General features: G+C 60.1%; 19 protein-coding genes. 18 read left to right on the plus strand and 1 reads right to left on the minus strand.

Going from position 1 to position 25,972, the window contains the following annotated elements:
- Positions 1 to 184 precede the first annotated feature (184 nt).
- The 13 genes from ABIB44_RS00005 to ABIB44_RS00065 all read left to right on the plus strand — a co-directional run bounded on the left by ABIB44_RS00005 (position 185) and on the right by ABIB44_RS00065 (position 19,654).
- Positions 185 to 634, plus strand: coding sequence for a DUF6799 domain-containing protein (locus ABIB44_RS00005; RefSeq protein WP_354582561.1), 450 nt, complete (start codon positions 185 to 187; stop codon positions 632 to 634).
- A 43-nt stretch (positions 635 to 677) separates the two neighbouring features.
- The gene (locus ABIB44_RS00010) at positions 678 to 2,780 is read left to right on the plus strand and encodes a WG repeat-containing protein (protein WP_354582562.1); all 2,103 of its coding nucleotides are present in this window, start codon (positions 678 to 680) and stop codon (positions 2,778 to 2,780) included.
- A 190-nt stretch (positions 2,781 to 2,970) separates the two neighbouring features.
- Complete coding sequence (locus ABIB44_RS00015; protein ID WP_354582563.1) at positions 2,971 to 3,786, plus strand: SDR family oxidoreductase; 816 nt, start codon at positions 2,971 to 2,973, stop codon at positions 3,784 to 3,786.
- A 90-nt stretch (positions 3,787 to 3,876) separates the two neighbouring features.
- A complete protein-coding gene (locus ABIB44_RS00020; protein WP_354582564.1) occupies positions 3,877 to 6,513 on the plus strand; it encodes an MGH1-like glycoside hydrolase domain-containing protein in 2,637 nt (878 codons plus the stop codon).
- A gap of 95 nt (positions 6,514 to 6,608) precedes the next feature.
- Positions 6,609 to 7,235, plus strand: a complete 627-nt coding sequence (locus tag ABIB44_RS00025) for a cyclase family protein (RefSeq protein ID WP_354582565.1) — start codon at positions 6,609 to 6,611, stop codon at positions 7,233 to 7,235.
- Positions 7,236 to 7,442: 207 nt separating this feature from the next.
- Positions 7,443 to 8,915: a CoA-acylating methylmalonate-semialdehyde dehydrogenase gene (locus ABIB44_RS00030; protein WP_354582566.1), complete on the plus strand. Its 1,473-nt coding sequence runs from the start codon at positions 7,443 to 7,445 to the stop codon at positions 8,913 to 8,915.
- 121 nt (positions 8,916 to 9,036) lie between these two features.
- Positions 9,037 to 9,174: a GIY-YIG nuclease family protein gene (locus ABIB44_RS00035; protein WP_354582567.1), complete on the plus strand. Its 138-nt coding sequence runs from the start codon at positions 9,037 to 9,039 to the stop codon at positions 9,172 to 9,174.
- A 234-nt stretch (positions 9,175 to 9,408) separates the two neighbouring features.
- Positions 9,409 to 10,761: an aminotransferase class III-fold pyridoxal phosphate-dependent enzyme gene (locus tag ABIB44_RS00040; RefSeq protein ID WP_354582568.1), complete on the plus strand. Its 1,353-nt coding sequence runs from the start codon at positions 9,409 to 9,411 to the stop codon at positions 10,759 to 10,761.
- 113 nt (positions 10,762 to 10,874) lie between these two features.
- Positions 10,875 to 12,248 carry a dihydropyrimidinase gene (gene hydA / locus ABIB44_RS00045; RefSeq protein ID WP_354582569.1) on the plus strand — a complete coding sequence of 458 codons (1,374 nt, stop codon included), beginning with the start codon at positions 10,875 to 10,877 and terminating at the stop codon, positions 12,246 to 12,248.
- Positions 12,249 to 12,399: 151 nt separating this feature from the next.
- On the plus strand, positions 12,400 to 13,257 hold the full coding sequence (locus tag ABIB44_RS00050) for a nitrilase-related carbon-nitrogen hydrolase (protein WP_354582570.1): 858 nt from the start codon (positions 12,400 to 12,402) through the stop codon (positions 13,255 to 13,257).
- A 175-nt stretch (positions 13,258 to 13,432) separates the two neighbouring features.
- The gene (locus ABIB44_RS00055; protein ID WP_354582571.1) at positions 13,433 to 14,758 is read left to right on the plus strand and encodes an FAD-dependent oxidoreductase; all 1,326 of its coding nucleotides are present in this window, start codon (positions 13,433 to 13,435) and stop codon (positions 14,756 to 14,758) included.
- Between the two features lie 56 nt (positions 14,759 to 14,814).
- Complete coding sequence (gene preA, locus ABIB44_RS00060) at positions 14,815 to 16,203, plus strand: NAD-dependent dihydropyrimidine dehydrogenase subunit PreA (protein ID WP_354582572.1); 1,389 nt, start codon at positions 14,815 to 14,817, stop codon at positions 16,201 to 16,203.
- 826 nt (positions 16,204 to 17,029) lie between these two features.
- Positions 17,030 to 19,654: a TonB-dependent receptor gene (locus ABIB44_RS00065; RefSeq protein WP_354582573.1), complete on the plus strand. Its 2,625-nt coding sequence runs from the start codon at positions 17,030 to 17,032 to the stop codon at positions 19,652 to 19,654.
- A gap of 75 nt (positions 19,655 to 19,729) precedes the next feature.
- On the opposite strand, the gene ABIB44_RS00070 is transcribed toward ABIB44_RS00065, so the two are convergent.
- A complete protein-coding gene (locus ABIB44_RS00070) occupies positions 19,730 to 20,869 on the minus strand; it encodes an XdhC family protein (protein WP_354582574.1) in 1,140 nt (379 codons plus the stop codon).
- 126 nt (positions 20,870 to 20,995) lie between these two features.
- Between ABIB44_RS00070 and ABIB44_RS00075 the strand changes: the two genes are divergently transcribed.
- The 5 genes from ABIB44_RS00075 (at position 20,996) to ABIB44_RS00095 (ending at position 25,879) form a co-directional block, all read left to right on the plus strand.
- Positions 20,996 to 21,868: a helix-turn-helix domain-containing protein gene (locus ABIB44_RS00075; RefSeq protein ID WP_354582575.1), complete on the plus strand. Its 873-nt coding sequence runs from the start codon at positions 20,996 to 20,998 to the stop codon at positions 21,866 to 21,868.
- Between the two features lie 76 nt (positions 21,869 to 21,944).
- On the plus strand, positions 21,945 to 22,826 hold the full coding sequence (locus ABIB44_RS00080) for an NAD(P)H-binding protein (RefSeq protein ID WP_354582576.1): 882 nt from the start codon (positions 21,945 to 21,947) through the stop codon (positions 22,824 to 22,826).
- A 169-nt stretch (positions 22,827 to 22,995) separates the two neighbouring features.
- Positions 22,996 to 23,916, plus strand: coding sequence for a helix-turn-helix domain-containing protein (locus tag ABIB44_RS00085; RefSeq protein WP_354582577.1), 921 nt, complete (start codon positions 22,996 to 22,998; stop codon positions 23,914 to 23,916).
- 255 nt (positions 23,917 to 24,171) lie between these two features.
- On the plus strand, positions 24,172 to 25,053 hold the full coding sequence (locus ABIB44_RS00090) for an SDR family oxidoreductase (RefSeq protein WP_354582578.1): 882 nt from the start codon (positions 24,172 to 24,174) through the stop codon (positions 25,051 to 25,053).
- A 337-nt stretch (positions 25,054 to 25,390) separates the two neighbouring features.
- Positions 25,391 to 25,879 carry a hypothetical protein gene (locus tag ABIB44_RS00095; protein WP_354582579.1) on the plus strand — a complete coding sequence of 163 codons (489 nt, stop codon included), beginning with the start codon at positions 25,391 to 25,393 and terminating at the stop codon, positions 25,877 to 25,879.
- Positions 25,880 to 25,972 lie beyond the last annotated feature (93 nt).

A 25,972-nucleotide genomic window follows, 5' to 3' on the forward strand; every position in this document is an offset into this window, starting at 1 on the left:
ACCCCTCCTGTGTTTTTCTCCTCACCCCCCCCTCCCCGCCTCCTTCCCGTCTACCCAAAAACACCCCCCGCCCGTCGTCCCCCTGTGCGTTTTCTTGCCCCCCCCCCCCCCCCCCCCGGCCCCCCCCCCCCCCCCCGCTTCTCGTATGTTGTTTTCAGTGAATTGTTTACGCCGGAGCAGGCTGATGCTAGTGGCTGGATTGCTGCTGGCTGCCGCCGCCCACGCCCAGCAGCCGGCCGGCAACGACGGCTTCCGCCGCCGCAATGGCCAAATGGAAGTTATCCGCAACGGCAAGCCCTACGCCATGACGCGCGACGCCCACCTGCCCACGGGGGCCACCGTCACCAAAGACGGCTTCGTGGTGAGCGCAACCGGCCAGCGTACCGAGTTGGGCGAGGGCCAGGGCTGCGACCTGCGCGGCCGTCCCGTGCCGGTGCTGGCCGGGCCCAACGGCGCGCTGATTCTGGCCGGCCCGGGCGCTTCGGCTGCCCCGGCGCGGGCGGTGCCCGCCGCCACGCTGCTGGAGCAGGTCTTCGGCCGCGCCGACGACGACGACGAGGGCAATGGCTTCTTCAAATTCAAAAAAGCTAAAAAGCACCACGGCAAAGGCCACGGCCACTGGAAGGACGACTAACTCGTGCCGCCGCCCGCTGCTTCTGTTGTTCGTCAATTATTGCATGGTTCATCTTTTTCTCGCCGCTCCTTTCGTCGATGCCGCCCGTGCCGCGCAGTTTGCGGCCGTGCGCGCTGCCCTGGCCGCCGACAGCGGCACCGATTCGCTGCTGCTGGGCAACCTGGTACTCGAAGACGGGGCCGCGCCGCTCGATGCCGTGGTGGTGCGGCCGCACGGCATTACGCTGCTGGTGCTGGTGCCGCGCGGCGGGGTGCTCAGTATTCCGGCGCTGGGCTACGGTGGCTGGCAGCTGGCTGGTACACCCCTGGCCGGGGGCGAGGCGTTCGACAATCCCTTCGAGCAGTTCCGGCAGCAGAAGGCGGCGCTGGTGGCCTGGCTGCGGCCGCGCTTCACAGCCGCGCAGGCCAACCTGCAGTTTATCAGTGGCGTGGTGATGTTTGATGCCCCGCTCACGTTTGGCCCCGACGTAGAAGCGGCGCTGAACGAGGCCCCGGCCGCCTTCCAGCTGCTGGCTGGCCCCGCCGACCTGCCCCGCCGCCTGGGCCAGCTAGCCACGCCCGAAATCGACTTCACCGCCGCCGACCTGGCCGAGTGGGCCGCCGAGCTGAATGAATTTGCGGCCACCGCGCCGCCTGCGCCGAATGGCCCACCCGCGGCGGGCCACTCCGCTGCTTCGCCCGAAACCGCCGCCGATGCCGCCAGCAGCTTTATAGGTGAAAAAGCCCGCGCCCTCTGGGGCTGGCTGGGGGCCAACGACGTGCCCGACGACGACCTGCCCTACGGTGCGGATGCCGCCCTCACGGCCCGCAACGAGGAAAAGCAGCACCTCGAGCAGCTCCGCCAGCAAATGCAGGCCGACGTGCAGGCCCAGCTGCATGCCCTCGAAGCCCGCGAGGTCGAGCGGGAGCGTAGCATTGCCCAGCTCCGCGCCGAGCTGGCCCAGGCCCCGCCCGTGGCGGCCGAAGCCACCGCCCTCGTGTCGCGCCTCGGGGCCGAAACCCGCGAGAAAGCCGCCCTCGAAGCCGAAATGGAAGCCTCGCGGGCCGAGCTGGCCACCCGCAACCAGGAGCTCGATGCTAAAATCCAGCAGCTGAGCCAGCTCATCGGGCAGCTGAGCGCGGCCCCGATGGCCAGTGCGCCGCCCCCGGCCCCGGGCCCGCAAGTCGCCCTGCCCGAAGTGCAGCCCGCTTTGCCGCTGGCTCCGCCCGTGGTGGCCGCCGCTCCGGCCCCGGCTCCGGTTGCCCCTCCGGTCGCTGCGGAGCGTGTTATTGCGCCTGCCCCCGCTGCGGCCGCCGTGCGCCTGGTGGCACCCGGTGCCACGCCGCCGGTTTCCGAAAGGCAGCCCGCTGCTGCGGGCTCGCGGGGAGCCACCCCGGTGGCGGAACAGCTGCGGGCCTTTGGCGCGCGCGCCCTTGCGGCTGGGGCAACGGTGCGGCCCCACTTGCAGCGCTTGGGCGCGGCGGCGCGGGCCCGGCCCCGGGTGCTGCTGGGGGCAGCCGGAGTGGTAGCCCTGGTTGTTGGCATCTGGGTTTTCGCCCACCGGGGCAGCACCGCACCGGTGCCCTACCAGGAAAATGGCCGCTGGGGCTACGCCAATGCCAGTGGCGAGCCGGTTATCAAGGCGCAGTTTGCCTCGGCCGCGCCGTTTGAGGGCGGGCAGGCAGTGGTGGAGCAGGACGGGGCTTTTGGGCTGGTGGATGAAGCCGGCAAAACGCTGGTAGCCCCGGCCTACGATGCCATCAACCCCTATCGCGGCGGCTACGCCCGGGTGCGGGTGGGGGAGGCCTACTCGTTTCTCGAGGAAGGCGGGCAGGAATTTGACCACTTCTTTTTTAATGCTCTCGACTTTGCCGAAGGCCACGCCGCCGTGCTCGACCATCGCGGCTGGTTCTATATCAGCGGCCCCGAGGTAACCGAATCATCGCCCATTTTCCGCGAAGCCTATTCGTTTGTTAATGGCCTAGCCCGGGTGCGGCTACCCGACGGCTACACGTTCATCAACCCCGATTACCTGGCGAACCCGGCCAGCGGCACCGCGCCCTTCGGCCGCTACCAGCTGGCCGCCGACTTCGCCGACGGCAAAGCCCGCGTGACGCAGAACGGCCGCAGCTTCCTGATTGACAAGAGCGGGGAAGAAGTGAAATAGCCGTGGGCAAGTCGCGACGGCCGGCGTTGCCAGCCGGTCGAGCGGGGATGGGGCACGCTGGCCAAACCAAGCCCGGCCGTGCGCGTACGGTTACCGGAAACGACCCGTGGGGCCGGAGTGGCTTCATCGAATCCACAGCGGCGGCCCGTATCATTGGCTCAGCATTTCTTTCAACCCCAACCCCTCGCCCATGCCCACTCCCGACCCCCGGCGTCTCGCCAATCAAATTGCCCTTGTTACGGGGGCCAGCTCCGGTATTGGCGTGGCCGTGGCCAAGGGCTTGGCCGCCCACGGAGCCAAAGTGGTGGTGAACTACGCCCACGATGAAGAAGGGGCCAATGCCACCGTCGCCGCCATTGAGGCGGCCGGTGGCACGGCCCTGGCCATCCGGGCCGATGTGAGCCAGGAAGACCAGGTGCAGGCCATGTTCAAGCAGGCCATCGAGCACTTCGGCACCATTCACATTGTGGTGGCCAACTCCGGTATTCAGCAGGATTCGGCCTTCATCGACATGACCCTGGCCCAGTGGCAGAAGGTGATTGACGTGAACCTGACCGGCCAGTTTCTGTGCCTGCGCGAGGCGGCCCGCGAGTTTATCCGGCGCGGCGTGCAGCCCGAAATCAGCAAGGCGGCCGGCAAGATTATCTGCATGAGCTCGGTGCACGAAGTCATTCCGTGGGGTGGGCACGTGAACTACGCGGCCAGTAAGGGCGGCATCATGCAGCTGATGAAAAGCGTGGCCCAGGAGCTGGCCCCGCATAAAATCCGGGCCAACAGCATTGGGCCGGGGGCCATTGCTACGCCCATCAACCTCTCGGCCCGCGACACGCCCGAGGAAGAAAAAGCCCTCCTCACCCTCATTCCCTACAACCGCGTGGGCGACCCCGACGACGTGGGCAACCTCGCCGCCTGGCTAGCCTCGGACGAAGCCGACTACATCACCGGCCAAACCATTTTTATGGATGGCGGCATGACCCTGTACCCCGGGTTCTCGTCGGGCGGGTGAGAAGGTCAGTTAACAGTTATCAGTGAGCAGTTAATAGAAGTTGGCTCTACAATCGGTAACTGTTTACTGGCAACTGTTAACTGACAATCAATGAATCCCGAACAATCCCGCCTCGCCGAAGCCAACGCCGGTACCAAACCCTGGCGCAAATTTGGCCCCTACGTGGCCGAGCGCCAGTGGGGTACCGTGCGCGAAGACTACTCGGCCAACGGCGACGCTTGGAACTTTACCACCCACGACCAGGCCCGCAGCCGCGCCTACCGCTGGGGCGAGGAAGCCCTGGCCGGCTTCTGCGACGACCAGCAGCTGCTCTGCTTCGGCCTGGGCCTCTGGAACGGGCAGGATGCGATTTTGAAAGAGCGTTTCTTCGGCCTGAGCGGCACGGAGGGAAACCACGGCGAGGACGTAAAGGAGGTGTATTACTACCTCGATGCCACGCCCACGCACTCCTACCAGCGCATGCTGTACAAGTATCCGCAGCATGCTTTCCCCTACGACTGGCTGGTGCAGGAAAACGCCCGCCGCGACCGGCTCAAGCCCGAGTTCGAGCTGATGGATACGGCCATTTTCCACGAAAACCGTTACTTCGACGTGTTCGTGGAGTTTGCCAAGGCCGACGCCGAGGACGTGCTCATTCAGCTCACCATCATCAACCGGGGAGCCGATGCGGCCACGCTGCACCTGCTACCGCAGCTTTGGTTTCGGAATACCTGGGCCTGGGGCAACAGCGCCTACCGGCCGGCCCTGTCGGCCACGACGGAGGGCCACATCCACGCCGAGCATCAGGATTTGGGGCCGCTCACGCTCTACTGCGACGAAGCGCCGGGGCTGCTTTTCTGCGAGAATGCCACCAATAGCGGCCGCCTTTACCACGCGCCCTCCGACGAGCATTTCTTCAAGGACGGCATCAACGACTACCTGCTGCACGGCCAGGCCGGGGCCGTGAACCCGGCCCGCACCGGTACCAAGGCCGCCGCCCACTACGAGCTGGCCATTGGCCCGGGCGCGACCCGCGTGGTGCGCCTGCGCCTGGCCGCGCCGGGCCAAATAAGCCCTTTTGTTGATTTTGACCAGACCCTGAAGCTGCGGCTGGCCGAGGCCGACCAGTTCTACCACGAGCTGCAGGCCGGCATCGCCGACCCCGACGCCCGCAACGTGCAGCGCCAGGCCTTCGCGGGCATGCTTTGGGGCAAGCAGTTCTATTATTACGACGTGCCGCAGTGGCTGGCTGGCGACCCGGCCCTGCCGCCCCCGCCGCCCGAGCGCCTGGCCGGCCGCAACGGCACCGGCTGGATGCACCTCAACAACGCCCACGTCATCTCCATGCCCGATACCTGGGAGTATCCCTGGTACGCGGCCTGGGACCTGGCCTTTCATTGCCTGCCGCTGGCCCAGCTCGACCCCGAGTTTGCCAAGGAACAGCTGCTGCTGCTGTGCCGCGACTGGTACATGCACCCCAACGGCCAGCTGCCGGCCTACGAGTGGAAGCTGAGCGACGTGAACCCGCCGGTGCACGCCTACGCCACCTGGCGGGTGTTCAAGATGTGCCAGAAGGCCCGTGGCGGCCACGGCGACGTGCATTTTCTGGAAACCATTTTCCATCGACTGCTACTGAATTTTACTTGGTGGGTGAACCGCAAGGACCGCGACGGACGCAATATTTTTGAAGGTGGCTTTCTGGGGCTTGATAACATCGGCGTGTTCGACCGCTCGGCTCCGCTGCCCTTCGGCGGCTACCTCGAGCAGGCCGACGGCACCGCCTGGGTGGCCATGTACGCGCTCAACATGATGCGCATCGCGCTGGAGCTCAGCAAAACCAACCCCGTGTACCAGGACCTGGCCAGCAAGTTCTTCGAGCACTTCCTGTACATCGCCGAGGCCATGACCAACGTGGCCAACGAGCACATGGACCTCTGGGACGATGAGGACGAGTTCTACTACGACGCGCTGAACACGCCCGACCGCGGCCACGAGCTCCTCAAAGTACGCAGCCTGGTGGGGCTGATTCCGCTGTTCGCGGTGGAGGTGATTGACGAGGATACGCTGGCCAGCGCCCCGCAGTTTCTGGCCCGCATGAACTGGTTTCTGGATAACCGGCCGCATCTGGCGTCGCTGGTTTCACGCTGGCAGGAGCCCGGCAAGGGGGCCCGCCACCTGCTCTCGCTGCTGCGCGGCCACCGCGTGAAACGCCTGCTGGCCCGCATGTTGGATGAGGCCGAATTTCTTTCGCCTTATGGGGTGCGCAGTCTCTCGCGCTACCACCTGGCCCACCCGTTCATCTTCCGGGGCACCGAAACCCAGTTCACCGTGAACTACGAGCCGGCCGAGTCGCAAACCAGCCTCTTTGGCGGCAACAGCAATTGGCGCGGCCCCGTGTGGATGCCCATGAACTTCCTGCTCATCGAGTCGCTGCAACGCTTCCACCACTATTACGGCGACGATTTCAAGGTGGAGTATCCCACCAATTCGGGCCAGACCGCGACGCTGCTCGAAGTAGCCGACGCCCTCACCAAGCGCCTCACCCAGCTCTTCCTGCGCGACCCCGACACCGGCCGCCGCGCCTGCTTCGGCGACGATAAGCAGCTGCAAAACGACCCCCACTTCCGCGACTACCTCTGGTTCCACGAGTATTTCCACGGCGACAACGGCCACGGCCTCGGGGCCAGCCACCAAACCGGCTGGACCGGGCTGATTGCCAAGCTGCTCCATCCGCGTAGCGGGGCGTAACAGGTACTTGCCGAAGTTTACTGAACGTCATGCTTCATCTTGCGTCCGCGCAGTCGAAGCATGACGTTCTTTCACTTTTTAAAAATGACTCTCCAATGTCCATTCCCACGCCCTGGCTTGATGCCACCACGCCCATCCGCGATGGCATGGTACACTGGCCCGATAACGCCCCGGTCCACGTTAAAAAAACGCTCAGCATTGCTACCGGCGCGGCGGCCAACGTCACGGAAGTATCGATGAGCGCGCACACCGGTACCCACGTCGATGCCCCGCTGCACTTCACGGCCGGGGCCGGCGACAGCACCACCATCGACCTGGCCCGCCTCATGGGCCCGGCCCGCGTGGTGGCAATCACCGACCCGCACAGCATCAGCCTGGCTGAGGTGCAGCAGCTGGTAATTGAGCCGGGCGCGCGCCTGCTTTTTCGCACGCGTATTTCCGATAGCGAGTGGAGTACGTTGCCTTTTCAGCCCGATTTCGTGGCCCTCGATGCGGATGCGGCCCGCCACCTGCGCGACTTGGGCGTGGTGTGCGTGGGGGTTGATTACCTATCGGTTGGCAAACCCGATACCCACCACACGCTGCTCGATGCCGGCATCTGCGTCATCGAAGGGCTGGCCTTGCAGCACATCGCGCCGGGCGAATACGAAATGCTGTGTCTGCCCCTGAAAATCGTGGACAGCGACGGCGCGCCCGCCCGGGTGCTGCTGCGGCCCCGCTAAGGCGCATAGCCGGTACCAAACTAAACAAAATCCAGGCGCGGACCGGCATCACTCCGATGTCAGCCTGCGCCTTTTACTTTACGCCTCGAAAGCATTATTTTAGCTCAGCATCCGGATAATGTAAAAAAATACGCTCGGAAACGATTGCGGAACCGTGCCATCTCCCGCAAAACCCTTAGCTTGCACCCCGCATAACATTACGGTAACATGGAAGTTCAAACCTTGAAGTATCCGGCCATTCGCAACTACGTGGCGGGTCAGTCGTTAGAAAGCGCCTCTGCGCCCACGATGGACGTTTTCAGCCCTCTCAATGGGCAATTAATTTCCACCCTGCCGCTTAGTAACGCCGCCGCGCTCGATGCCGCCGTGCAAGCCGCTAAGGCCGCCTTCCCCTCATGGTCGGCCACCCCAATCAAGGAGCGGGTCCAGATTTTTTATCGCTACAAAACGCTGTTGGAGCGCGACATGAAGGCCCTGGCCGACCTGGTGCGCGAAGAAAACGGCAAGACCTTCGATGAAGCCCGCGCCGAAGTCGAAAAAGCCATCGAGCTGACCGAGTTTGCCTGCTCACTGCCGCAGCTCATTCAGGGCGAGTTTCTGGAAGTGAGCAAGGGCGTGGAAGCCCGCGCCGAGCGCAAGCCGCTTGGCGTGGTGGCCAGCATCGCCCCGTTCAACTTCCCCAACATGGTACCCCACTGGACCATCCCGAATGCCATTGTGCTCGGCAATACCATGGTTCTGAAGCCCTCAGAGCAAGTGCCGCTGAGCGCCGTTCGCATCGCCGAGCTGCTGAAAGAAGCCGGCCTGCCCGACGGCGTGCTGAACATCGTGAACGGCGACCGCGAAATTGTGGAAGCCATCTGCGACCACCCCGACATTCAGGCCGTGAGCTTTGTGGGCTCCACCAAAATTGCCAAAGTCGTCTACATCCGCGCCACCAGCAACCTCAAGCGCTGCGTAGCCTTGGGCGGGGCCAAAAACCATCTGATGGTGCTGCCCGACGCCCACCCCGAAATGACGGCTTCGAACGTGGCCGCCTCGATGTCGGGCTGCGCGGGCCAGCGCTGCATGGCCGGCTCCACGATGGTAGGCGTGGGGGCCGTGGACGACATCGTGGCCAAAATTGTGGAAGAAGCCCGCAAGATTGTGGCCGGCCAGAACCTCGGCTCCGTCATCAGTAAGGCCGCCAAGGAGCGCATTGAACAGCACATCACCGAGGCCGAAGCGGCCGGGGCAAAAGTGCTGCTCGATGGCCGCCATGCCGTAGTGGCCGGCCACGAAGAAGGTTACTACGTGGGCGCCACGGTAATTGATTACGTGACGCCCGATATGCGCATCGCCCAGGAAGAAGTCTTCGGCCCGGTGCTCGCCATCATGCGCACCAACACGCTGGATGAGGCCCTGGCCATCGAAAACGCCAATCCCTACGGCAACGCCGCCGCCGTATTCACCAGCAGCGGCAGCAGCGCCCGCTACGTGATGGACCACGCCCAGGCCGGCATGATTGGCGTAAACATCGGTGTGCCCGTGCCGCGGGAGCCTTTCTCCTTCGGCGGCTGGGGTGACTCCAAGTTCGGTGCCTGCGATATTACCGGGAAGAGTTCGATTGAATTTTGGACGCAGTTGAAGAAGACCACGACCAAGTGGAACCCCGAGTCGCGGGTGAACTGGATGAGCTAGGAAGTAGTCGGGCAAAGGCCGTCATGCCGAGCGCAGCCGAGGCATCTTGCTTGTGGTAGTAATCAAATCGTTCAATGATGCGCGCGAGATGCCTCGGCTGCGCTCGGCATGACGTTTCGAGGTGAGCTTCTACATCTACATTCTCACAAACTCGGCCCGAACCGTTCTTTATACCGGCGTAACCAACAATTTTGAGCGCCGCCTCTACCAGCATAGCGAAGGCTTGGGCGAAGCCGGTAAATTTACCGGGCGCTACTAATTCAATCTGCTTATTTACTTTGAAGTTAGTCCCGATGCCAAGCAAGCAATTGCGCGGGAAAAGCAAATTAAAAAATGGGCTCGGGCACAAAAGGAATTTTTGGTAAACACACTTAATCCCACTTGGGAGCCGATAGATTTACAAACCTGGAGCGGCTAGAAATGCTCCTCTCGTCAGCACGCGAGATGCTTCGGCTGCGCTCGGCATGACGTTTTACATACAAAGCACCTCCACATGGAAACCACCCTCGCTCCCGACCCAACTCAAATCCTGCACGACAACCTCGACCACACGCTCTTCTCGTGGTCGAAGCAAACGGGCCTGAACCCCATCAACGCCGAGCGCGCCGAAGGCGTGTACGTCTACGACCGCGACGGCAAGCGCTACATCGACTTCTCAGCGCAGCTGATGAACGTGAACATTGGTCACGGCGACCAGCGCGTAACCGAAGCCGTGGCCGCCCAGATGCGCGAGCTCAGCTACGTGTACCCCGGCATGATTACCAAGGCCCGCGGCGACCTCGGCCGCAAGCTGGCGGAAATCACCGCCCCTAACCTCACCAAGGCTTTCTTCACGCTGGGCGGGGCCGAGGCCATCGAAAATGCTATCAAGCTGGCGCGGGTGTACACCGGCCGCCACAAGATTGTGACGCTGTACCAGTCGTTTCACGGCGCATCGTACGGGGCCATGAGCGCCGGCGGCGACCCCCGCAAGTTTGCCGTTGATAGCCAGGCCATGCCGGGCGTGGTGCACGTCGAAAACCCGTATTCATACCGCTGCCCCTGGTACTCCGACTCGCCCGAGCAGTGCGCCCAGCGCGCTGCCGATGCGATGGCGCGCATCATTGGCTACGAGGGGCCCGGCAGCGTGGCTGCCATTATCCTGGAAGGGGAGTCGGGTACGTCGGGCTGCATCAAGTACCCGCCCGGCTACTGGACGCGCATCCGCGAAATCTGCGACCAGCACGGCATCCTGCTCATTGCCGATGAAGTGATGTCGGGCTTCGGCCGCACCGGCAAGTGGTTTGGCTCGGACCACCACGGCGTGAAAGTCGATGTGATGTGCATGGCCAAGGGCATCACCGCCGGCTACCTGCCCCTGGGCGCGGTGATGGTGGACGAGAAAATCGCCAAGTCCTTCGACGACAAGCCCCTGCCGCTGGGCCTCACCTACTCGGCGCACCCGGTATCCTGCGCTGCCGCCGTGGCCGTGCTCGATATTTATGAGTCGGACAACCTCATCGAAAACACCATTGAGATGGGCGAATACATGGACCAGCAAGTGGCCCAGCTCAAGCGCCATCACCCCAGCATCGGCGACTGGCGCAACACCGGCCTTTTCGGCTGCCTGGAGTTGGTGAAAAACCGCGACACCAAAGAGCCCATGGCCCCCTGGAACGCCACCAACGACCAAATGGCCATCATGAACCAGGTGGCGGCCAAAATCCGTGAGTTGGGCATGTACACGTTTGTGCGCTGGAGCTACATCTTCATCTGCCCCCCGCTCACGATTACGAAAGAGCAAATTGATGAGGGGCTGGCCATTATTTCCGAGGCGCTGGAAATTGCGGATAAGCACGTCGATTAAAAATTGAGAATTAAAAATTAAAAACGGGATATACTGCCGCATTGCTTCTGCATTGCTATTATTTCCCGTCCTCCAATTTTTAATTCTTCATTTTTAATTTTTAATTAATTCCCATGTCCATCCTCCTCAAAAACGGCCGCGTGGTCACCGCCGATTCGGACGCCGTCTGCGATATTCTGATTGAAGGCGAAACCATCTCTTCTATTGGCCGCAACCTGTCGGCCGACGGCGCGGAGGTCATCGACTGCACCGGCAAGCTGATTATGCCCGGCGGCATCGACCCGCACGTGCATTTGGAGATGCCATTTATGGGCACCTTCAGCAGCGATACTTACGAAACCGGCACCCGCGCCGCCCTGCATGGCGGCACTACTACCGTCATCGACTTCATCCTGCAAAAGCAGGGCAGCTCGTTGCGTTCGGCCTTCGAGGAGTGGAGTGGCCGCGCCACCGGCAATGCCGTGGGCGACTACAGCTTCCACATGGCCGTCACCGATTTCAACCCGAATACCAAGGAGGAAATTAAGGACATGATTGCCGAGGGCATCACCTCATTCAAAACCTTCATGGCCTACAAGGGCGCGCTCATGATTGACGATGCCCAGATGGTGGGCCTGATGGCAGAGGTGAAGTCGCACGGCGGCCTTGTGACGGCCCACGCCACCAACGGCGACCTGATTGACACGCTCATCGCCCAGCACCGGGCGCAGGGCAAGCTCACGCCGCTCTACCACTACCTCTCGCAACCCGAAGTGACGGAGGCAGAAGCCTCGGGCCGCTTCGCCGACATCGCCAACTACACGGGGGTGAATGCCTACATCGTTCACCTTACCTGTGAGGGCGCACTCAACCAGGTGCGCCGCGCCACCGAACGCAACCAGCGCGTGCTGGTCGAAACCTGCATCCAGTATCTGGTGCTCGATGCGCGGCTGTACGAGGACGAAGCCAACGGCGCGAAAGTGGTGATGTCGCCGCCGCTGCGCGAGAAAAAGGACCAGGCCACGCTCTGGGCCGGCCTGAATCAGGGCCTTGTGAACGTCGTCGGTACCGACCACTGCCCGTTTACGTGGGAGCAGAAACTGATGGGCAAGGACGATTTCTCGAAAATTCCGAACGGCCACCCCGCCATCGAGCATCGCATGGAATTGCTGTTTTCGGAAGGGGTGAATAAGGGCCGCATCACGCTCCAAAAATTTGTGGAAGTAACGTCCACTAACGCGGCAAAAATATTCGGCATGTTCCCACGCAAAGGCACCATCAGTATTGGGGCCGATGCGGATTTAGTAATTTTCGACCCGACTAAAACACATGTTATTTCTGCGAATACGCACCACATGAATTGCGACTATTCGGCCTACGAAGGCTGGGAGGTAACCGGCAAAATTGACACGGTTTTGTTGCGCGGCAAAGTAGCTGTTGATGCCGGCCAAGCCAAAGTTTCGAAAGGCTACGGGCAGTTTATTAAGCGCGGCAAAACGAACATTTGAGCGCAAAATTACGCGAGGTAAAAAGGGGTTGCGCGAGGTTTGTTTCCGTTGTTGCGTCTTTTAAATTGCGAAACCACTTTTAACCTCGCGAAAATTCGCGCTCGACCAAACATTCAACCCTTAATACTTAACCATTCCACCAATGCCCAGAATGATTAAATCCGGCCTCATTCAGATGAGCCTGCCGATGACCGAAGGCGAAGGCACGATTGCCGAAATTATGCAAGCAATGGAAGCCAAGCATATTCCGTTGATTGAGGAAGCTGGCCGCCAGGGCGTGCAGATTCTTTGCCTGCAGGAAATATTTAATACCCCGTATTTCTGTCCTGGCCAGGATAAAGCCTGGTACGCTTCGGCCGAAGCTGTGCCCGGCCCGACGACGGACCGCATGGCCGAATACGCCAAAAAATATAACATGGTGATGATTGTGCCCGTGTACGAGCGCGAAGCCGCCGGCTTCCTCTACAATACGGCTGCCGTGATTGACGCCGACGGCACTTACCTCGGTAAATACCGCAAAAACCACATTCCCCATACCACCGGCTTCTGGGAGAAGTTCTTCTTCAAGCCCGGCAACCTGGGCTATCCGGTATTCCAGACCAAATACGCCAAAATTGGGGTTTACATCTGCTACGACCGTCACTTTCCCGATGGGGCCCGCGTGCTGGGCCTGAACGGGGCCGAAATCGTGTACAATCCTTCGGCTACCGTAGCTGGCCTCTCGCAATACCTCTGGAAGCTGGAGCAACCCGCCCATGCGGCTGCCAATGGCTATTTCATGGGCTGCATCAACCGCGTAGGCGAGGAGAAGCCCTGGAACCTGGGCCGCTTCTACGGCACCTCGTATTTCGTGGACCCGCGCGGCCAGATTATCGCGCAGGCCGATGAATATAAAGACGAGCTGCTAATTGCTGACTTCGACCTCGACATGATTGAGGAAGTGCGCAACACCTGGCAGTTCTTCCGCGACCGCCGTCCCGAAACCTACGAGAAACTGGTGGAACTGTAGGCCACGTAGCACGCAAAAAAGTCGCACTTAGAACGTCATGCTGAGCTTGCCGAAGCATCCCTACCGCGCAACTGATTTAGATAATTGCACGGTAGCGATGCTTCGACTCCGCTTTGCTACGCTCAGCATGACGTTCTATTTGTTTCCAAATATCATCGAATAATCCCGCCCATTCATGGCCGAATTTTCTACACCTACTACTGAGCAGCAATTCGCCGAAAACTTCGCGCAATTAAAGCCGGTGATGAGTCGCACCGAGGCGCTTTATGAAAGCTCCCGCTGCCTCTTTTGCTTTGATGCGCCGTGTATTAAGGCATGTCCGTCGGGTATTGATATTCCGCAGTTTATCCGGCAGATAAATTCGGGCAATGATACCGGCGCGGCGCGCACTATTTACGAAGCTAACTACTTCGGCAATGCCTGCGGTAAAGTGTGCCCGACGGAAGTGCTGTGCGAAGGTGCCTGCGTGTATAACCTGCAGGAGGTGAAGCCAATTGAGATTGGTCGACTCCAGAGTTTCGCCACTACCAAGGTGATAAAGAGTGGTGAAAAACTGTTCAGCCCCGGAGCGGATAATGGGAAGCGAGTAGCCGTTATCGGGGCTGGTCCGGCCGGTATTTCGGCCGCCTGTGAATTACGGGCGCTGGGTTATGGCGTAGACGTCTTCGAGGCCAAAGCGCAACCTTCGGGCCTGACGGTTTATGGCGTGGCACCCTATAAAATAACCAACGAAGAAACGCTGGCGGAGATGGCGTATTTGCAGGCACAGTTTGGCTACCATACTCATTTTAATTCGGCTATTTCTTCGCGGGCCGAATTGGAGAAATTGGAGGAGCAGTACGATGCTATTTTTCTGGGTATCGGGCTTGGTAAAACGAATGAACTGGGTTTGCCGGGTGAGGATAAAATTAACTGCACCGGCGCGGTGGAATTTATTGCTGAATTACGTCAGCATCACTACAAAGTAGCGGTGGGACGCAAGGTAATTGTGCTGGGCGGCGGCAACACGGCGATGGACGCCGCTTCGGAGTCATCACGTCTCGGAGCTCAGAATGTGATTCTGGCTTACCGACGCGCTAAGGATGAAATGGGCGCGTATGAGTTCGAGTACGACTTAGCTAAAGGAGTGGGGGTGAAGGGCTTGTTCAACGTGGCTCCAATCGAAATTACGGGTAACGGCTACGTGGCGGGCGTGAAATTTATTCGCACTGAAACCAGAGATGGTAAGGTGTTGGAAATTGCCGGTTCGGAGTTTGTGGAGCCGTGCGACATGGTGATTAAAGCCACCGGCCAGGCCAAGCAGACGGAGTTCCTGAATCTGATTCCCGGCCTGAAGCTGGACGGCAAAGGCCGCATCATCGCCAATGCCCACACCGGGCAGACGTCGAACCCAAAATACTTCGCCTCTGGCGATGCCTGGAATGGCGGGGCTGAGGTAGTGAACGCAGCGGCTGAGGCTAAGCTCACGGCGCGGGGTATTCACGCTTATCTGAGCAAGTAGCTTTTCTTTGAACATTCTCAGAATGCTCAGCATGACGTGCTGAAAAATAAAAAATTATGCCTGACCTCTCCATCAATTTCGCCGGCATCAAGTCGCCGAATCCGTTCTGGCTGGCTTCGGCCCCGCCCACCAATTCCGGCTACCAGATTATGAAGGCCTTCGATGCCGGCTGGGGCGGCGCGGTGTGGAAGACCCTGGGCGTGCCCGTCGTGAACGTATCGAGCCGCTACGGCGGCCTGAACTACCGCGATAAGCGCCTCGTGGGGTTCAATAATATCGAGTTGATTTCGGACCGGCCGCTCTCGCACAACCTGCGCGAGATTGAAGAGGTGAAAAAGCGCTTTCCCAACCACGCCGTCATCGCCTCGCTGATGGTGCAGAGCCGCCAGGAGTGGCACGACATTGTGCGTCAGAGCCAGGACGCGGGGGCCGACGGCTTCGAGCTGAATTTCGGCTGCCCGCACGGTATGTGCGAGCGCGGCATGGGCTCGGCGGTGGGGCAGGAGCCCAAGGTGCTCCAGATGATTGTGGAGTGGGTAATGGAAGTGGCCACCAAGCCCGTTATCGTCAAGCTCACGCCCAACATCTCCGACATCACCGAGCCGGCCCTGGCCGCTCGGCGCGGAGGGGCCGATGCCATCTCGCTCATCAACACGATTCAGAGCATCGTGGGCGTTGATTTGGACCAGTTCGCACCGTACCCGATTGTGGACGGCAAGGGCACCAACGGCGGCTATTGCGGCCCGGCCGTGAAGCCCATTGCCCTGAACATGGTGAAAAACTGCGCCCAGCACCCCGACATCAAGCTGCCCATTTCGGGCATTGGTGGCATCGAGAACTGGCGCGACGCAGTGGAGCATATCTTGCTCGGCGCGAGCAGCGTACAGGTGTGCACGGCCGCCATGCACTACGGCTTCGGCATCATTCGTGAAATGACCTCCGGCCTGGAGCAGTACATGGTCGAGAAGGGCTTCAACACCATCTACGACATGGTGGGCAAGGCCCTGCCCAATGTGCTGCATTGGGAAGACCTGAACATGAAGTATAAGGTCACCGCCAATATCAACGAAGCTAAGTGCATTGGCTGCCAGCTGTGCTACACGGCCTGCGAAGATGGTGCCCACCAGGCCATCCGGCTGAACGCCGGCACCCGTGTGCCCGAAATCATCGACGAAAACTGCGTGGGTTGCAATCTGTGCTCGCTGGTCTGCCCGGTCGAGCAGTGTATCACCATGGAGCGCACCGACGACGGCACCCAGCACCTCACCTGGAAGGAACGCACCGCCGCCGGCACCGCGCCCACCAATTTTGAGGACGAAAATGCCGGTGGCCGCCACCACTGGGTGCCCGAGCCCAGCGCCGCCCTCGGCAAGGAGCGCCACAAAACACTTCCCGGCAAATCCCGCCTTTATTCGGGCGAAACCGTGGCCCCGACGGAGGCTTAAGCAGCCCGTATGTATCGACCAACCGCTATAAACCACACGGCTCCCTGCCTCCCGGCAGGGAGCCGTGTGGTTTATAGCGGTTCGCGGCCAAAAAATGTGCGAAAAGTCGGGAATTGTTGCTGATTTCGGCTTGCATTTTATTGCTGGAATAATGCATTCCGACCGTAGTTCTTGCGCTATGGTGTGCGCCCGGCCTTGTTGTGCGCCTCGGCCCATTGTCGTCGTTCCGCAAAGGGGCTATTACCGGGGCGGTAGGTGTATCGGGCCCAGCGCTGTTATGCTTGTTACTTGATTTGCCGGCTCGCGAAATTCGAAAAGGAGGTGAGCAAAAATTTGCATTATACCTCTAATTAAATTACGGATATCGCAGGTAATTTCACTACGTGGTAAAATCATATTCCAAAATTTGGAAAATAAACTACTTAGGTACCAATGATAAAGGAATAATTTACTAGGGGTGTATTTTGTGATAATTGCCACTACAGGCTAATAAATCCATGATTAATTTAAAAATCAAAATGGGTTCCTGATTGATTATACTGATTAGTCCCTGTTTGGGAGTTGTCTGCCCGGCCGGATTACGCATCTGTCGAAAAATGGCAATGAAGGTTGGATGGGAATATAATTTTGACTTTTCTAATATTCCGAGTTCGCTTATCTCATGCGTAAAATTTACTGTACTTTAATGGTGGTTGCGCTGGCTCCGGCGGTTGCAGCTACGGCTGCCCCGGATGCTACTCCGTCACCACGGCACATTCCGGCCAAAGCCAGGGCCAAAAAGGCACGCCTGACCACTGACCCGACAGGTAGTCATATTGGGGGAGCCGTGCTGACGAATACGGGCGAACCGCTGCCCGGAGCTACGGTCTTTATCAAAGGCACTTACGTTGGCACCAGTACCAACCAGGACGGCCGGTTCGACCTAAACGGCTCGTTTGCCAATGGGCCGGTGGAGTTGGTGGTATCCTATGTAGGTTATGAAACCCAGTCGGTTGTGCTGCAAAAGCCCGAAGACCAGCTCAGTGTATCGATGGTGCCGAGCGCCACGATGCTGAGCGAAACGGTGGTTTCGGCCTCGCGGGTGGAGGAGAACATCATGCGGGCCCCGGTAACCATTGATAAGGTATCGGCCAAGCAGGTCGAGCGAATCAGCACGCCGGAAGTGCTGGCGGGCCTGGGCAACCTGGCGGGCATCGACGTGAACTCGGCTTCGATGCTGTTTACCAGCATCAGCACGCGGGGTTTCAACACGGCCAAGTCGGAGCGGGTAATTCAGCTGGTCGACTACATGGACACGGCCCTGCCCTCGCTCAACCTGAGCCCGGGCAACCTGGTGGGCATTCCGGAGCTCGACATGGAAAGCATTGAAATCGTGCACGGTCCCGCCTCGGCCCTGTACGGCTCGAATGCGCTGAGCGGCGTGGTGCTCTTCAACTCGAAAGACCCGTTTGTGTACGAGGGCCTGAGCGTGCGCTTGCGCGGCGGCCAGCGCAACCTGCTCGATGGGCAGCTGCGCTACGCCAAGAAGGTGACGGATAAGCTGGCCTTTAAAGTGAATGCCAGCTATTTCCGGGCCGACGACTGGATTGCCAGCAACTTCAATGCCCAGACATCTTCGACTAACCCGACCGGCTCGCCGCTGGGCTACGATGCCGTGAACCGCTATGGCGAGCTGGATTTGACGTTCGCGCCGTACGTGCGGGGTGCCAATCCGGAGCTATACGGCAAGCGCGCCTATATGCCCGGCTACACGGAGCGCCAACTGGTAGCCGGCGACACCACTACCCGTTCGTACCGCGTGCAGGGAGCCGTTTCCTACCTCATCAACAGCGACCTGAAGCTGACGTTGGAGGCCAAGCGCGGAGTGGGCACGTCGACTTACCAAAACCTGAGCCGCTTCCGCATCAAAGACCTGGGCACCGACCAGTACCGATTCGAGCTAAAAAGCTCGAAAGGCTTTATTCGAGCCTACACGACCGAGGATTTTACGGGCAGCAGCTACGAGCTGACCCAGCTGGGTACCAAGATTCTGCAATCGAAAGTGGACCCGGCCAACCCGCAGTCGCCAACCTATTTTCAGCAGTATTTCGGCACGTACAACGCGGCCTACACCAACGCGCGCCAAGTGGGTAAGCAGTCGGTGGAAATGGCGTTGGCTACGGCGCAGGCCGCGGCTAATGCCACGCAGCCGTTGGCGGGGAGCGAGGTTTTCAACTCCCTGCGCAACCGCGTTGCGGGCGATAACAGCCCGGCCACCGGAGCCGGCCAGCACTTCAACTCGCGCCTGAGCGATGTGAGCGCCCAGCGCAGCTTCGAGTTGGGTGGCCCCAAAACCGGCCTTATCGTGGGCGCGGCTTACCGGCGGTACCTGTTGGGCTCGGACGGGCTCCTGTTTGCGGATTTGGACGGCTCCCGCATTCCGAATTATGAATATGGGGCGTATTCGCAGATTACGCACGCCCTACTCGACGACCACCTGAAGCTGGCCGCCGCTGGCCGGGTCGACTTTTTCAAGAATTTCAGCCCGTCGTTCTCGCCGCGCGTAGCCGCCGTTTACTCGCTGGGGGCCCGCAACCAGCACAGTTTTCGCGCCAGCTACGGGCAAGCCTTCCGCAGCCCTTCGCAAACCGACCAGTACCTGCATTCCGACGTGAATTCGTTTATTCTGCTCGGCAACGTAGGCAATGGCTACCAAGGCTACGGTTTCACGGATGCACAGGGCCGCGCCTACAACCCGTACGACCCGACGATGAAGCTGGCGGATTTTGCCGTCAGCATCGATAAGCTCCGCCTCGAGCACGTGAACACGATTGAAGTAGGCTACAAAGGCGCGATTTTGCCCAACGTGTACGTCGATGCCAGCTATTTCAATAGTCGCTACAACGACTTCATCGGTGGTATTGCTTTCGTGGGCAACGTGAACGGCAGCCGCCCGAGCGAAGCGCTGGTGAAGGGTGCGATTGTCAACGGTACTGGTTTTACTACCCCGGAGGCCCGCATCATCTTTGTCTCGCAGAATAACAGCCAGGTAGTTCGCACTCAGGGCGCGACTTTCGCCCTCACCTACTACCTGAACAAAGGGCTGAACCTGACCGGTAACTACTCGCTCAACGTGCTCGACCGCAGCAACCTGCCTGTTGGCTTCCGTACCTACTTCAACACCCCCAAGCACAAATACAACCTGGGGGCCAACGGCGTGGTGCTTAAAAACCTGACCTACTCGGTAAACTATCGCTGGATTGAGGGCCACCAGCAGGAAATGCCCTTTGCCGCCGGCGAAATCCAGACCTACCATACCACCGATGCCTACGTGGGCTACACCATCCCCCGGCTGGCTTCAACGCTTCAAGTAGGCGGCTCGAACATCTTCAACGCAACCAACATCCAGATTTTCGGCGGGCCGCAAATTGGCCGGCTGATTTACCTGGGCTTGCTGGTTAACGTGAAATAACAGACTACAACACTGGTAAAAAAGCGGCCCCCGTCATCCGACGTGGGCCGCTTTTTTTTGAGCCAATCCGGTTGTTCAACTGCCGTTAATCAGGGCAATCATTGGGGCATGCACCGTGCCGGCCCGCTCGCGCAGTGGCCGGCCATTGCGTTGGTGCCGCCGGGCCTGAATTTCGGCTACGATGGCCAGCGCAATTTCTTCGGGTGTTTCGCTGCCTAAATCGAGGCCGATGGGGCTGTGCAGGTAGTTCTGCAACACGTCGGCCATTTCGCTTTCGGTTAACCCTAACTCTTCCAGCAGCCGCCCGGCTTTGACTCGGGGGCCGAGCAGGCCGATGTAGGGCGCGGCCGTGGGCAGCAGCGTTTGCAGTGCGGCCAGGTCGTAGGCGTAGTTGTGGCTGAGCAGCACGTGGTAAGCGCCCGCGTCGGGATGCTGGGTTTCCAAATCCCGCACCGGTACAATACGCACATTGGCAGCTTCGGGAAAACGGGCGGCGGTCGCCAGATTGGGCCGGCCATCCAGCACCGTAATGTGCCAGCCGAGGGAGGCGGCTAAATGCACCAGCGGCTGGGCATCGTTGCCCGCACCGTACACTACGAGGCGCAGCGGCGGCACCAACACCTCCAACAGCGCCCGCACCGAGCCGGCATCGGTTTCAATATCGAGGACCTGCGATAAGCCTTGCGCCAGCGTGGCGCGGGCGGCCTCGGCCAGCGGGCCGGCCAGCAGCGGCGTGCCACGCAACGCGCCGGTGGCCGAGAGCAGCACCCGTTGCCCCACGGCCGCCTTCAGGCCTGAATTATCGGTTTCAAACACCGTGGCCAGCACGGCGGGCTCGGGGTGTTGGGCGAAGCCGCGCAATAGCTCCACGGGATTATCAGCGGCGGCAAAATCCAGCGGTTCCAGCAGGATGCGGACCACGCCCTGGCAGCCGGGACCGAGACCGTGGCGCGGGTCGTCCTCGTCGCGGGTATCGTAGGTAACCAACGCGGGTTGGCCCCGGAAAATGGCCTGGCGGGCCCGCTGGCGGGCATCCCCCTCCAGACAGCCCCCGCTGATGGCCCCGGTTAGCTCGCCGTCTTCTGTGACGAGCATGCGGGCCCCGGGACGGCGGTAGGCCGAGCCCAGCACCTCGACCACCGTAGCCAGGGCGCAGGGGCGGGCCTCGGCGCGGTGGCGGTCGTAGGCCAGAAGCAGGCGTTGCAGTTCAGTCATGGGGCAATAGTTGGCTGTCGGAAATACGCCCGGGAGCGGGGCGGGGTTATGTAAACCACTGGCGGGGAAGCGGGGTTTTGGGGCGGTAGCGCCCCCCCGATTAAGGGTGTGTACCTTGAACACCGTATGAGCACCAGCATCCCCGTTTACCAGTTGAACAGTCTCACCGAAAACGAGGAAAAGCCGGCGGCGTTCTTTTTTTTAGGGCCGGACTCTACGCAGCCCCAGCTGCCCATTGCGCTGCCATACCGCAGCAGCTACTATAAAATCGGCATTTGCCTGCGCGGCAGCGCCCGCCTGCAAGTCAACCTGGATACTTACGAAATCGGGCCCAATTTCGTGATGCTGATGTCGCCCTACGTCATCAAGCAGTGGCCGTTTATGTCGGCTGACCTGGAGGCGTTGAGCATCTTTTTTACCAGGGAATTTATTTCGGCGGGCAGCAGCCTGAACCTCGATACTTTCTCCTTTTTTGAGCGGGATGCCAAACACGTTTTTTCGTTGCCGCCCGTCCAGGCCCAGAAAATTATTACGCTGCTGCGTTCCATTGAGCAGAAATACGCGGAACCGCACGCTTACCGGGAGGAGATTCTGCGCAGCCTCGTGCAGATTTTGCTGCACGAAATCGCGCCCATATACAGTTCGCAGCACGTCTCGTCGAAGGCCGGTCAGCCGCGCAGCCAGCTGATTGCCGCCGAATTCAAGCAGTTGGTCAACACCCATTACGCCACCGAGCGCGGCCTGGGCTTCTACGCCGACAAGCTCTGCATCACCGCCAAGCACCTAGCCGAAACCGTGAAGGAAGCCACCGGCCGGCGCGCCGGGGAGTGGCTGGCCGAGGCCGTGCTGCTGGAAGCCCACGTGTTGCTGCAAAACCCGACCCTGACCGTGGGCCAGATTGCCGACACGCTGCATTTTGCCGACCAGTCCACGTTCGGCCGGTTTTTTCGGAAAAGCGCCGGCGTTTCGCCCGTCGCCTACCGGCAGCGCTGGGCCTGATGTTTCCCGCCTTTTGGCTCAATATTCCCGCCGTTTTGCTCTTTCCGCCCGCGCTGCCGGACCGGAGCTTTGTGGTATGAAAATAATCCTCACCGGTTCCCTCGGGAACATCAGCAAACCCCTGGCCATCGCGCTGGGGCAGCAGGGACACGCCGTCACGGTCATCAGCAGCAAGCCGGACCGGCAGGCGGAAATCGAAGCCCTGGGGGCCACCGCCGCCATCGGTAAAGTGGAAGACGTCGATTTCCTCACGGCCACTTTCACTGGGGCCGACGCGGTGTACCTGATGGTGCCGCCCCATTTCGCCGTGGCCGATTCGCGGGCGTACCACCAGCAAATCGGGCGCAATTATGCCCAGGCCATCCAGCAATCGGGGGTGCGGCGGGTGGTGCAGCTCAGCAGCTGGGGCGCGCACCTGGCCGAAGGCACCGGCGGCATCCTGGGCTCGCACGATGTGGAAGTTATCCTGCGAGCGGTGCCCGGCATCGGGCTCACGCACCTGCGGCCGACCTCCTTTTACACCAACTTTTACACCTCGGTGGGGATGATAAAAGGCGCGGGCATGATGGGGGCCAACTATGCGGGCGATGTCAAAGTTGCCTTTGTACACCCGCGAGATATTGCCACCGCCGCCGCCGAGGAGCTCACCAAACCAGCCACGACAACCAGCCAAAACGTGCGCTACGTAGCCAGCGACGAACGCACTGCCGATGAAGTAGCGCAGGCATTTGGGACCGCCATTGGCCAGCCCAACCTGAAATGGGTGGCTTTCACCGATGAGCAAATGCGGGGAAACATGACCAGCCACGGCGTGCCAGCAGCGAGGGCCAACGAAGTCGTCGACATTTACGCCAGCATCAACAGCGGCAAACTGGGCGAAGACTACTGGCAGCACCGCCCCACGCTGGGCCAGGTGAAGCTGGAGGATTTTGCCCGGGAATTCGCGGCGGCTTTTTAGCTATAGTTGTTTATTTAATAACTGTCATGCTGAGCGCAGCCGAAGCATCTTTACTGCAATAGTAAATGATTTACTTCCACGATAGAGATGCTTCGGCTGCGCTCAGCATGACGGTATTTAGAAGCGAATTGGAACGTCGGCTTACCTTTGATTTTTACAGTCATTCGCCATGCCGCCCCGTCCGCTTTTCGAACTATATACTAAACTAGCCCCCGAGGCGGCCGAGGCGCTATTGCCTACAAACCAGGAGCGCGAAGTCGGCCAGTTCAACGTTTTCAACGTGGCCGACCTGATGCTCGCCAACCGCGACCGGCCACCGATGACCTTCGACCGCCGGGCTTTCTACAAAATCAGCCTGATTCGGGGCCGCAGCCGGATTGAGTATGCCGACCAGACGGTTGATGTAGAAGATGGGGCCTTGTGGTTCGCCTCCTCGCGCGTGCCCTACCGCTGGCAGCCGCACAACCAGGACCAGACCGGCTATTTCTGCATCTTCACTGAGGAGTTTTTGCAGCCCACCAAGGGCCGGACGGCGCTGGAGGACCTGCCCTTTTACCAGCCCGGCGCGTACCCCGTGGTGCGGGTAACGGATGCCGAATTCGGAGCCATTGCCGCCATTTTTCAAAAGATGGAACAGGAAATTGCCTCCAGTTATGCCTACAAGTACGACCTGCTGCGCGCCTATCTGCTGGAGATGATTTACTATGTGCAGAAGCTCCAGCCCGCCCCGGCCCCGGCCCCCACACATACTGCCGCTTCCCGCCTGACGGCCCAGTTTGCCGACTTGCTGGAGCGCCAGTTTCCCCTCGAATCGCCGCAGCAGCGCCTGCGCCTGCGCACCGCCACCGACTTCGCCGCCCAACTTGCCGTGCACGTCAACCACCTCAACCGCGTGCTGAAGGAAACCACCGGCCACACTACCACCGCCCTCATTAGCAGCCGCGTGGGGCAGGAAGCCAGGATATTGCTGAAGCAAACCAGCTGGAATATCTCTGAAATCGCCGACAGCCTGGGCTTCGCCGACGCGGCGCATTTCTGCAACTTCTTCAAGCGCCAGAGTGGCCTAACGCCGGGAGATTTCCGGGGTTAGTTACCGCTGGAGTATGAATTGAAAAGCCCGTCATGCCGAGCGTAGCCGAGGCATCTCGCGTGGGGTAATAACTCAATCGATTGGAGTACTTCTACACGCGGGATGCCTCGGCAGCGCTCGGTATGATGGGCTTTTTGTTGATGTCTGTTTATTGTTTGAATTGTTCAGCAAACGGTTTGACCCGTGCAATGCCGCCGATGCCCACTGCCCGGACCTTTGTGTCGTAATTATTCAGCACTCTAAAAGGAAAATCACATGCGTGTTTTTGTAACCGGCGCTTCGGGCTTTATCGGCTCGGCCGTCGTTCAGGAATTACTCGGCGCGGGCCACCAAGTCCTCGGCCTCGCCCGCTCCGAAGAATCGGCCCAGGCGCTGCGTGCCGCCGGGGCCGAAGCCCACATGGGCTCGCTCGATGACCTCGACAGCCTGCGGCGCGGCGCGGCGGCCGCCGATGGCGTCATCCACTTGGCCTACAACCACAATTTCGTGGAATACGAAGCCGCCGGCCAAACCGACCGGCACGCCATCGAAGCCCTGGGCGGGGCGCTGGCCGGCTCCGACCGCCCGCTTGTCGTCACGGCCGGGCTGGCGGGCTTCAATCTGGGCCGCCCCGTGACGGAGGACGATGGCCCGGCCGAATCGCCGCGCATGTCGGAAGATGCCGCCCTGGCCCTGGCCGCGCAGGGCATGCGGGCGTCGGTGGTGCGCCTGGCTCCCTCGGTGCACGACCGCGGCGACCACGGCTTCGTGCCCACCCTCATTAACATTGCCCGCGAAAAGGGCGTGGCGGCCTACATGGGCGACGGCCGCAACCGCTGGCCCGCCGTGCACCGGCTCGATGCGGCCCGCCTCTTCCGCCTGGCGCTGGAGCAGGGCACGGCCGGGGCCCGCTACCACGGCGCGGCCGACGACGGCACCCCCATGCACGACATCGCCGCCGTCATCGGCCGGCACTTGCACCTGCCTGTCGTGTCCAAAACCCCCGAGGAGGCCGCCGACCATTTCGGCTGGATGGCCCGCTTCGTCGGACTGGACATGCCGGCCTCCAGCGCCCTCACGCAGCAGCGGCTGGGCTGGCAACCCACCCAGCCGGACCTGCTGGCTGATTTGGAGCAGGGGGATTATTTTGGTAAGTAATGCTGAATCAAAAAGCAACGCTCCGCAACTAACTCGTTGCGGAGCGTTGCTTTTTGCTGTCTATCGATTAGTATTTTCTGGGTTGTAGCATGGGCTATTCAGCCGATGGTGAATAAATTGCCGCGCTTACCTAACTCCCTGGCAATTCCACCAAGTCCTATCTTTCCAAAAGCCCGCTTCGGTTAACCGGGGAAGTCACCTACGGGACACTTCCCGAGCAACTCAACGCCATAAAGGGGCACCTTGGGCGACTGAAGCAACTGGGGATTGAGGTGATTGAGGATTGAATGTAAAAACAGATAAATCAATTGCCAGAAATATAATTCAATCGAATGAAATGAACGGGATTAAGAAACACAGAGGCCTCAAAAGGTACTATAGAAATCTGGCCACTGAAAACGACTTTGACAAAGCAAAGAGTTTAGACTTTGACAGCCCGGATACGTGGTTTGATAAATGGCACACGCACTTCGACTGGTATGGCTATGGTAACGATAGTTTCAAAAGGAGAAAGCCACACTTGGATAAGTTGTTCAGACATTTCAACATACTGGTTGATAAGACCAAAAATTTAAAACCGGATTTTCAGTTGTATGCCGTTTTAGTTGACTATGACAGTTCAAGCGATGCATTATTTCTGCACACTCCAAATCCGAACAATAGTCAGTTTCCTTTTAAGGTTTCAGATTTACAATTGACTACGACATTGAAAAACGACCAACTTAATGACTACATAAATAACTTGACGGGTTATGAGAAGCTGTATGGACAAGCCGGTGAAGCATTCTGTTTAATATTTAATGAGAGTGTAGGACAACCTTTTTAATAGAGGAACCTGAAATAAAGCACAAGTCCCAGCTAAACCCCAAAACGCCCCGCAATCAACCAGTTGCGGGGCGTTTCTTTTTGCGGCAATAGC

This window comes from Hymenobacter sp. UYCo722, assembly GCF_040547115.1.
GTDB lineage: Bacteria > Bacteroidota > Bacteroidia > Cytophagales > Hymenobacteraceae > Hymenobacter.

Excerpts from the sequence above, each read along its gene's own strand:
- ABIB44_RS00005 (WP_354582561.1), top strand. The coding sequence starts at position 185 with ATGCTAGTGGCTGGATTGCTGCTGGCTGCCGCCGCCCACGCCCAGCAG.
- ABIB44_RS00010 (WP_354582562.1), top strand. The coding sequence starts at position 678 with ATGGTTCATCTTTTTCTCGCCGCTCCTTTCGTCGATGCCGCCCGTGCC.
- ABIB44_RS00015 (WP_354582563.1), top strand. The coding sequence starts at position 2,971 with ATGCCCACTCCCGACCCCCGGCGTCTCGCCAATCAAATTGCCCTTGTT.
- ABIB44_RS00020 (WP_354582564.1), top strand. The coding sequence starts at position 3,877 with ATGAATCCCGAACAATCCCGCCTCGCCGAAGCCAACGCCGGTACCAAA.
- ABIB44_RS00025 (WP_354582565.1), top strand. The coding sequence starts at position 6,609 with ATGTCCATTCCCACGCCCTGGCTTGATGCCACCACGCCCATCCGCGAT.
- ABIB44_RS00030 (WP_354582566.1), top strand. The coding sequence starts at position 7,443 with ATGGAAGTTCAAACCTTGAAGTATCCGGCCATTCGCAACTACGTGGCG.
- ABIB44_RS00040 (WP_354582568.1), top strand. The coding sequence starts at position 9,409 with ATGGAAACCACCCTCGCTCCCGACCCAACTCAAATCCTGCACGACAAC.
- hydA (WP_354582569.1), top strand. The coding sequence starts at position 10,875 with ATGTCCATCCTCCTCAAAAACGGCCGCGTGGTCACCGCCGATTCGGAC.
- ABIB44_RS00050 (WP_354582570.1), top strand. The coding sequence starts at position 12,400 with ATGATTAAATCCGGCCTCATTCAGATGAGCCTGCCGATGACCGAAGGC.
- ABIB44_RS00055 (WP_354582571.1), top strand. The coding sequence starts at position 13,433 with ATGGCCGAATTTTCTACACCTACTACTGAGCAGCAATTCGCCGAAAAC.
- preA (WP_354582572.1), top strand. The coding sequence starts at position 14,815 with ATGCCTGACCTCTCCATCAATTTCGCCGGCATCAAGTCGCCGAATCCG.
- ABIB44_RS00070 (WP_354582574.1), bottom strand. The coding sequence starts at position 20,869 with ATGACTGAACTGCAACGCCTGCTTCTGGCCTACGACCGCCACCGCGCC.
- ABIB44_RS00075 (WP_354582575.1), top strand. The coding sequence starts at position 20,996 with ATGAGCACCAGCATCCCCGTTTACCAGTTGAACAGTCTCACCGAAAAC.
- ABIB44_RS00080 (WP_354582576.1), top strand. The coding sequence starts at position 21,945 with ATGAAAATAATCCTCACCGGTTCCCTCGGGAACATCAGCAAACCCCTG.
- ABIB44_RS00085 (WP_354582577.1), top strand. The coding sequence starts at position 22,996 with ATGCCGCCCCGTCCGCTTTTCGAACTATATACTAAACTAGCCCCCGAG.
- ABIB44_RS00090 (WP_354582578.1), top strand. The coding sequence starts at position 24,172 with ATGCGTGTTTTTGTAACCGGCGCTTCGGGCTTTATCGGCTCGGCCGTC.
- ABIB44_RS00095 (WP_354582579.1), top strand. The coding sequence starts at position 25,391 with ATGAACGGGATTAAGAAACACAGAGGCCTCAAAAGGTACTATAGAAAT.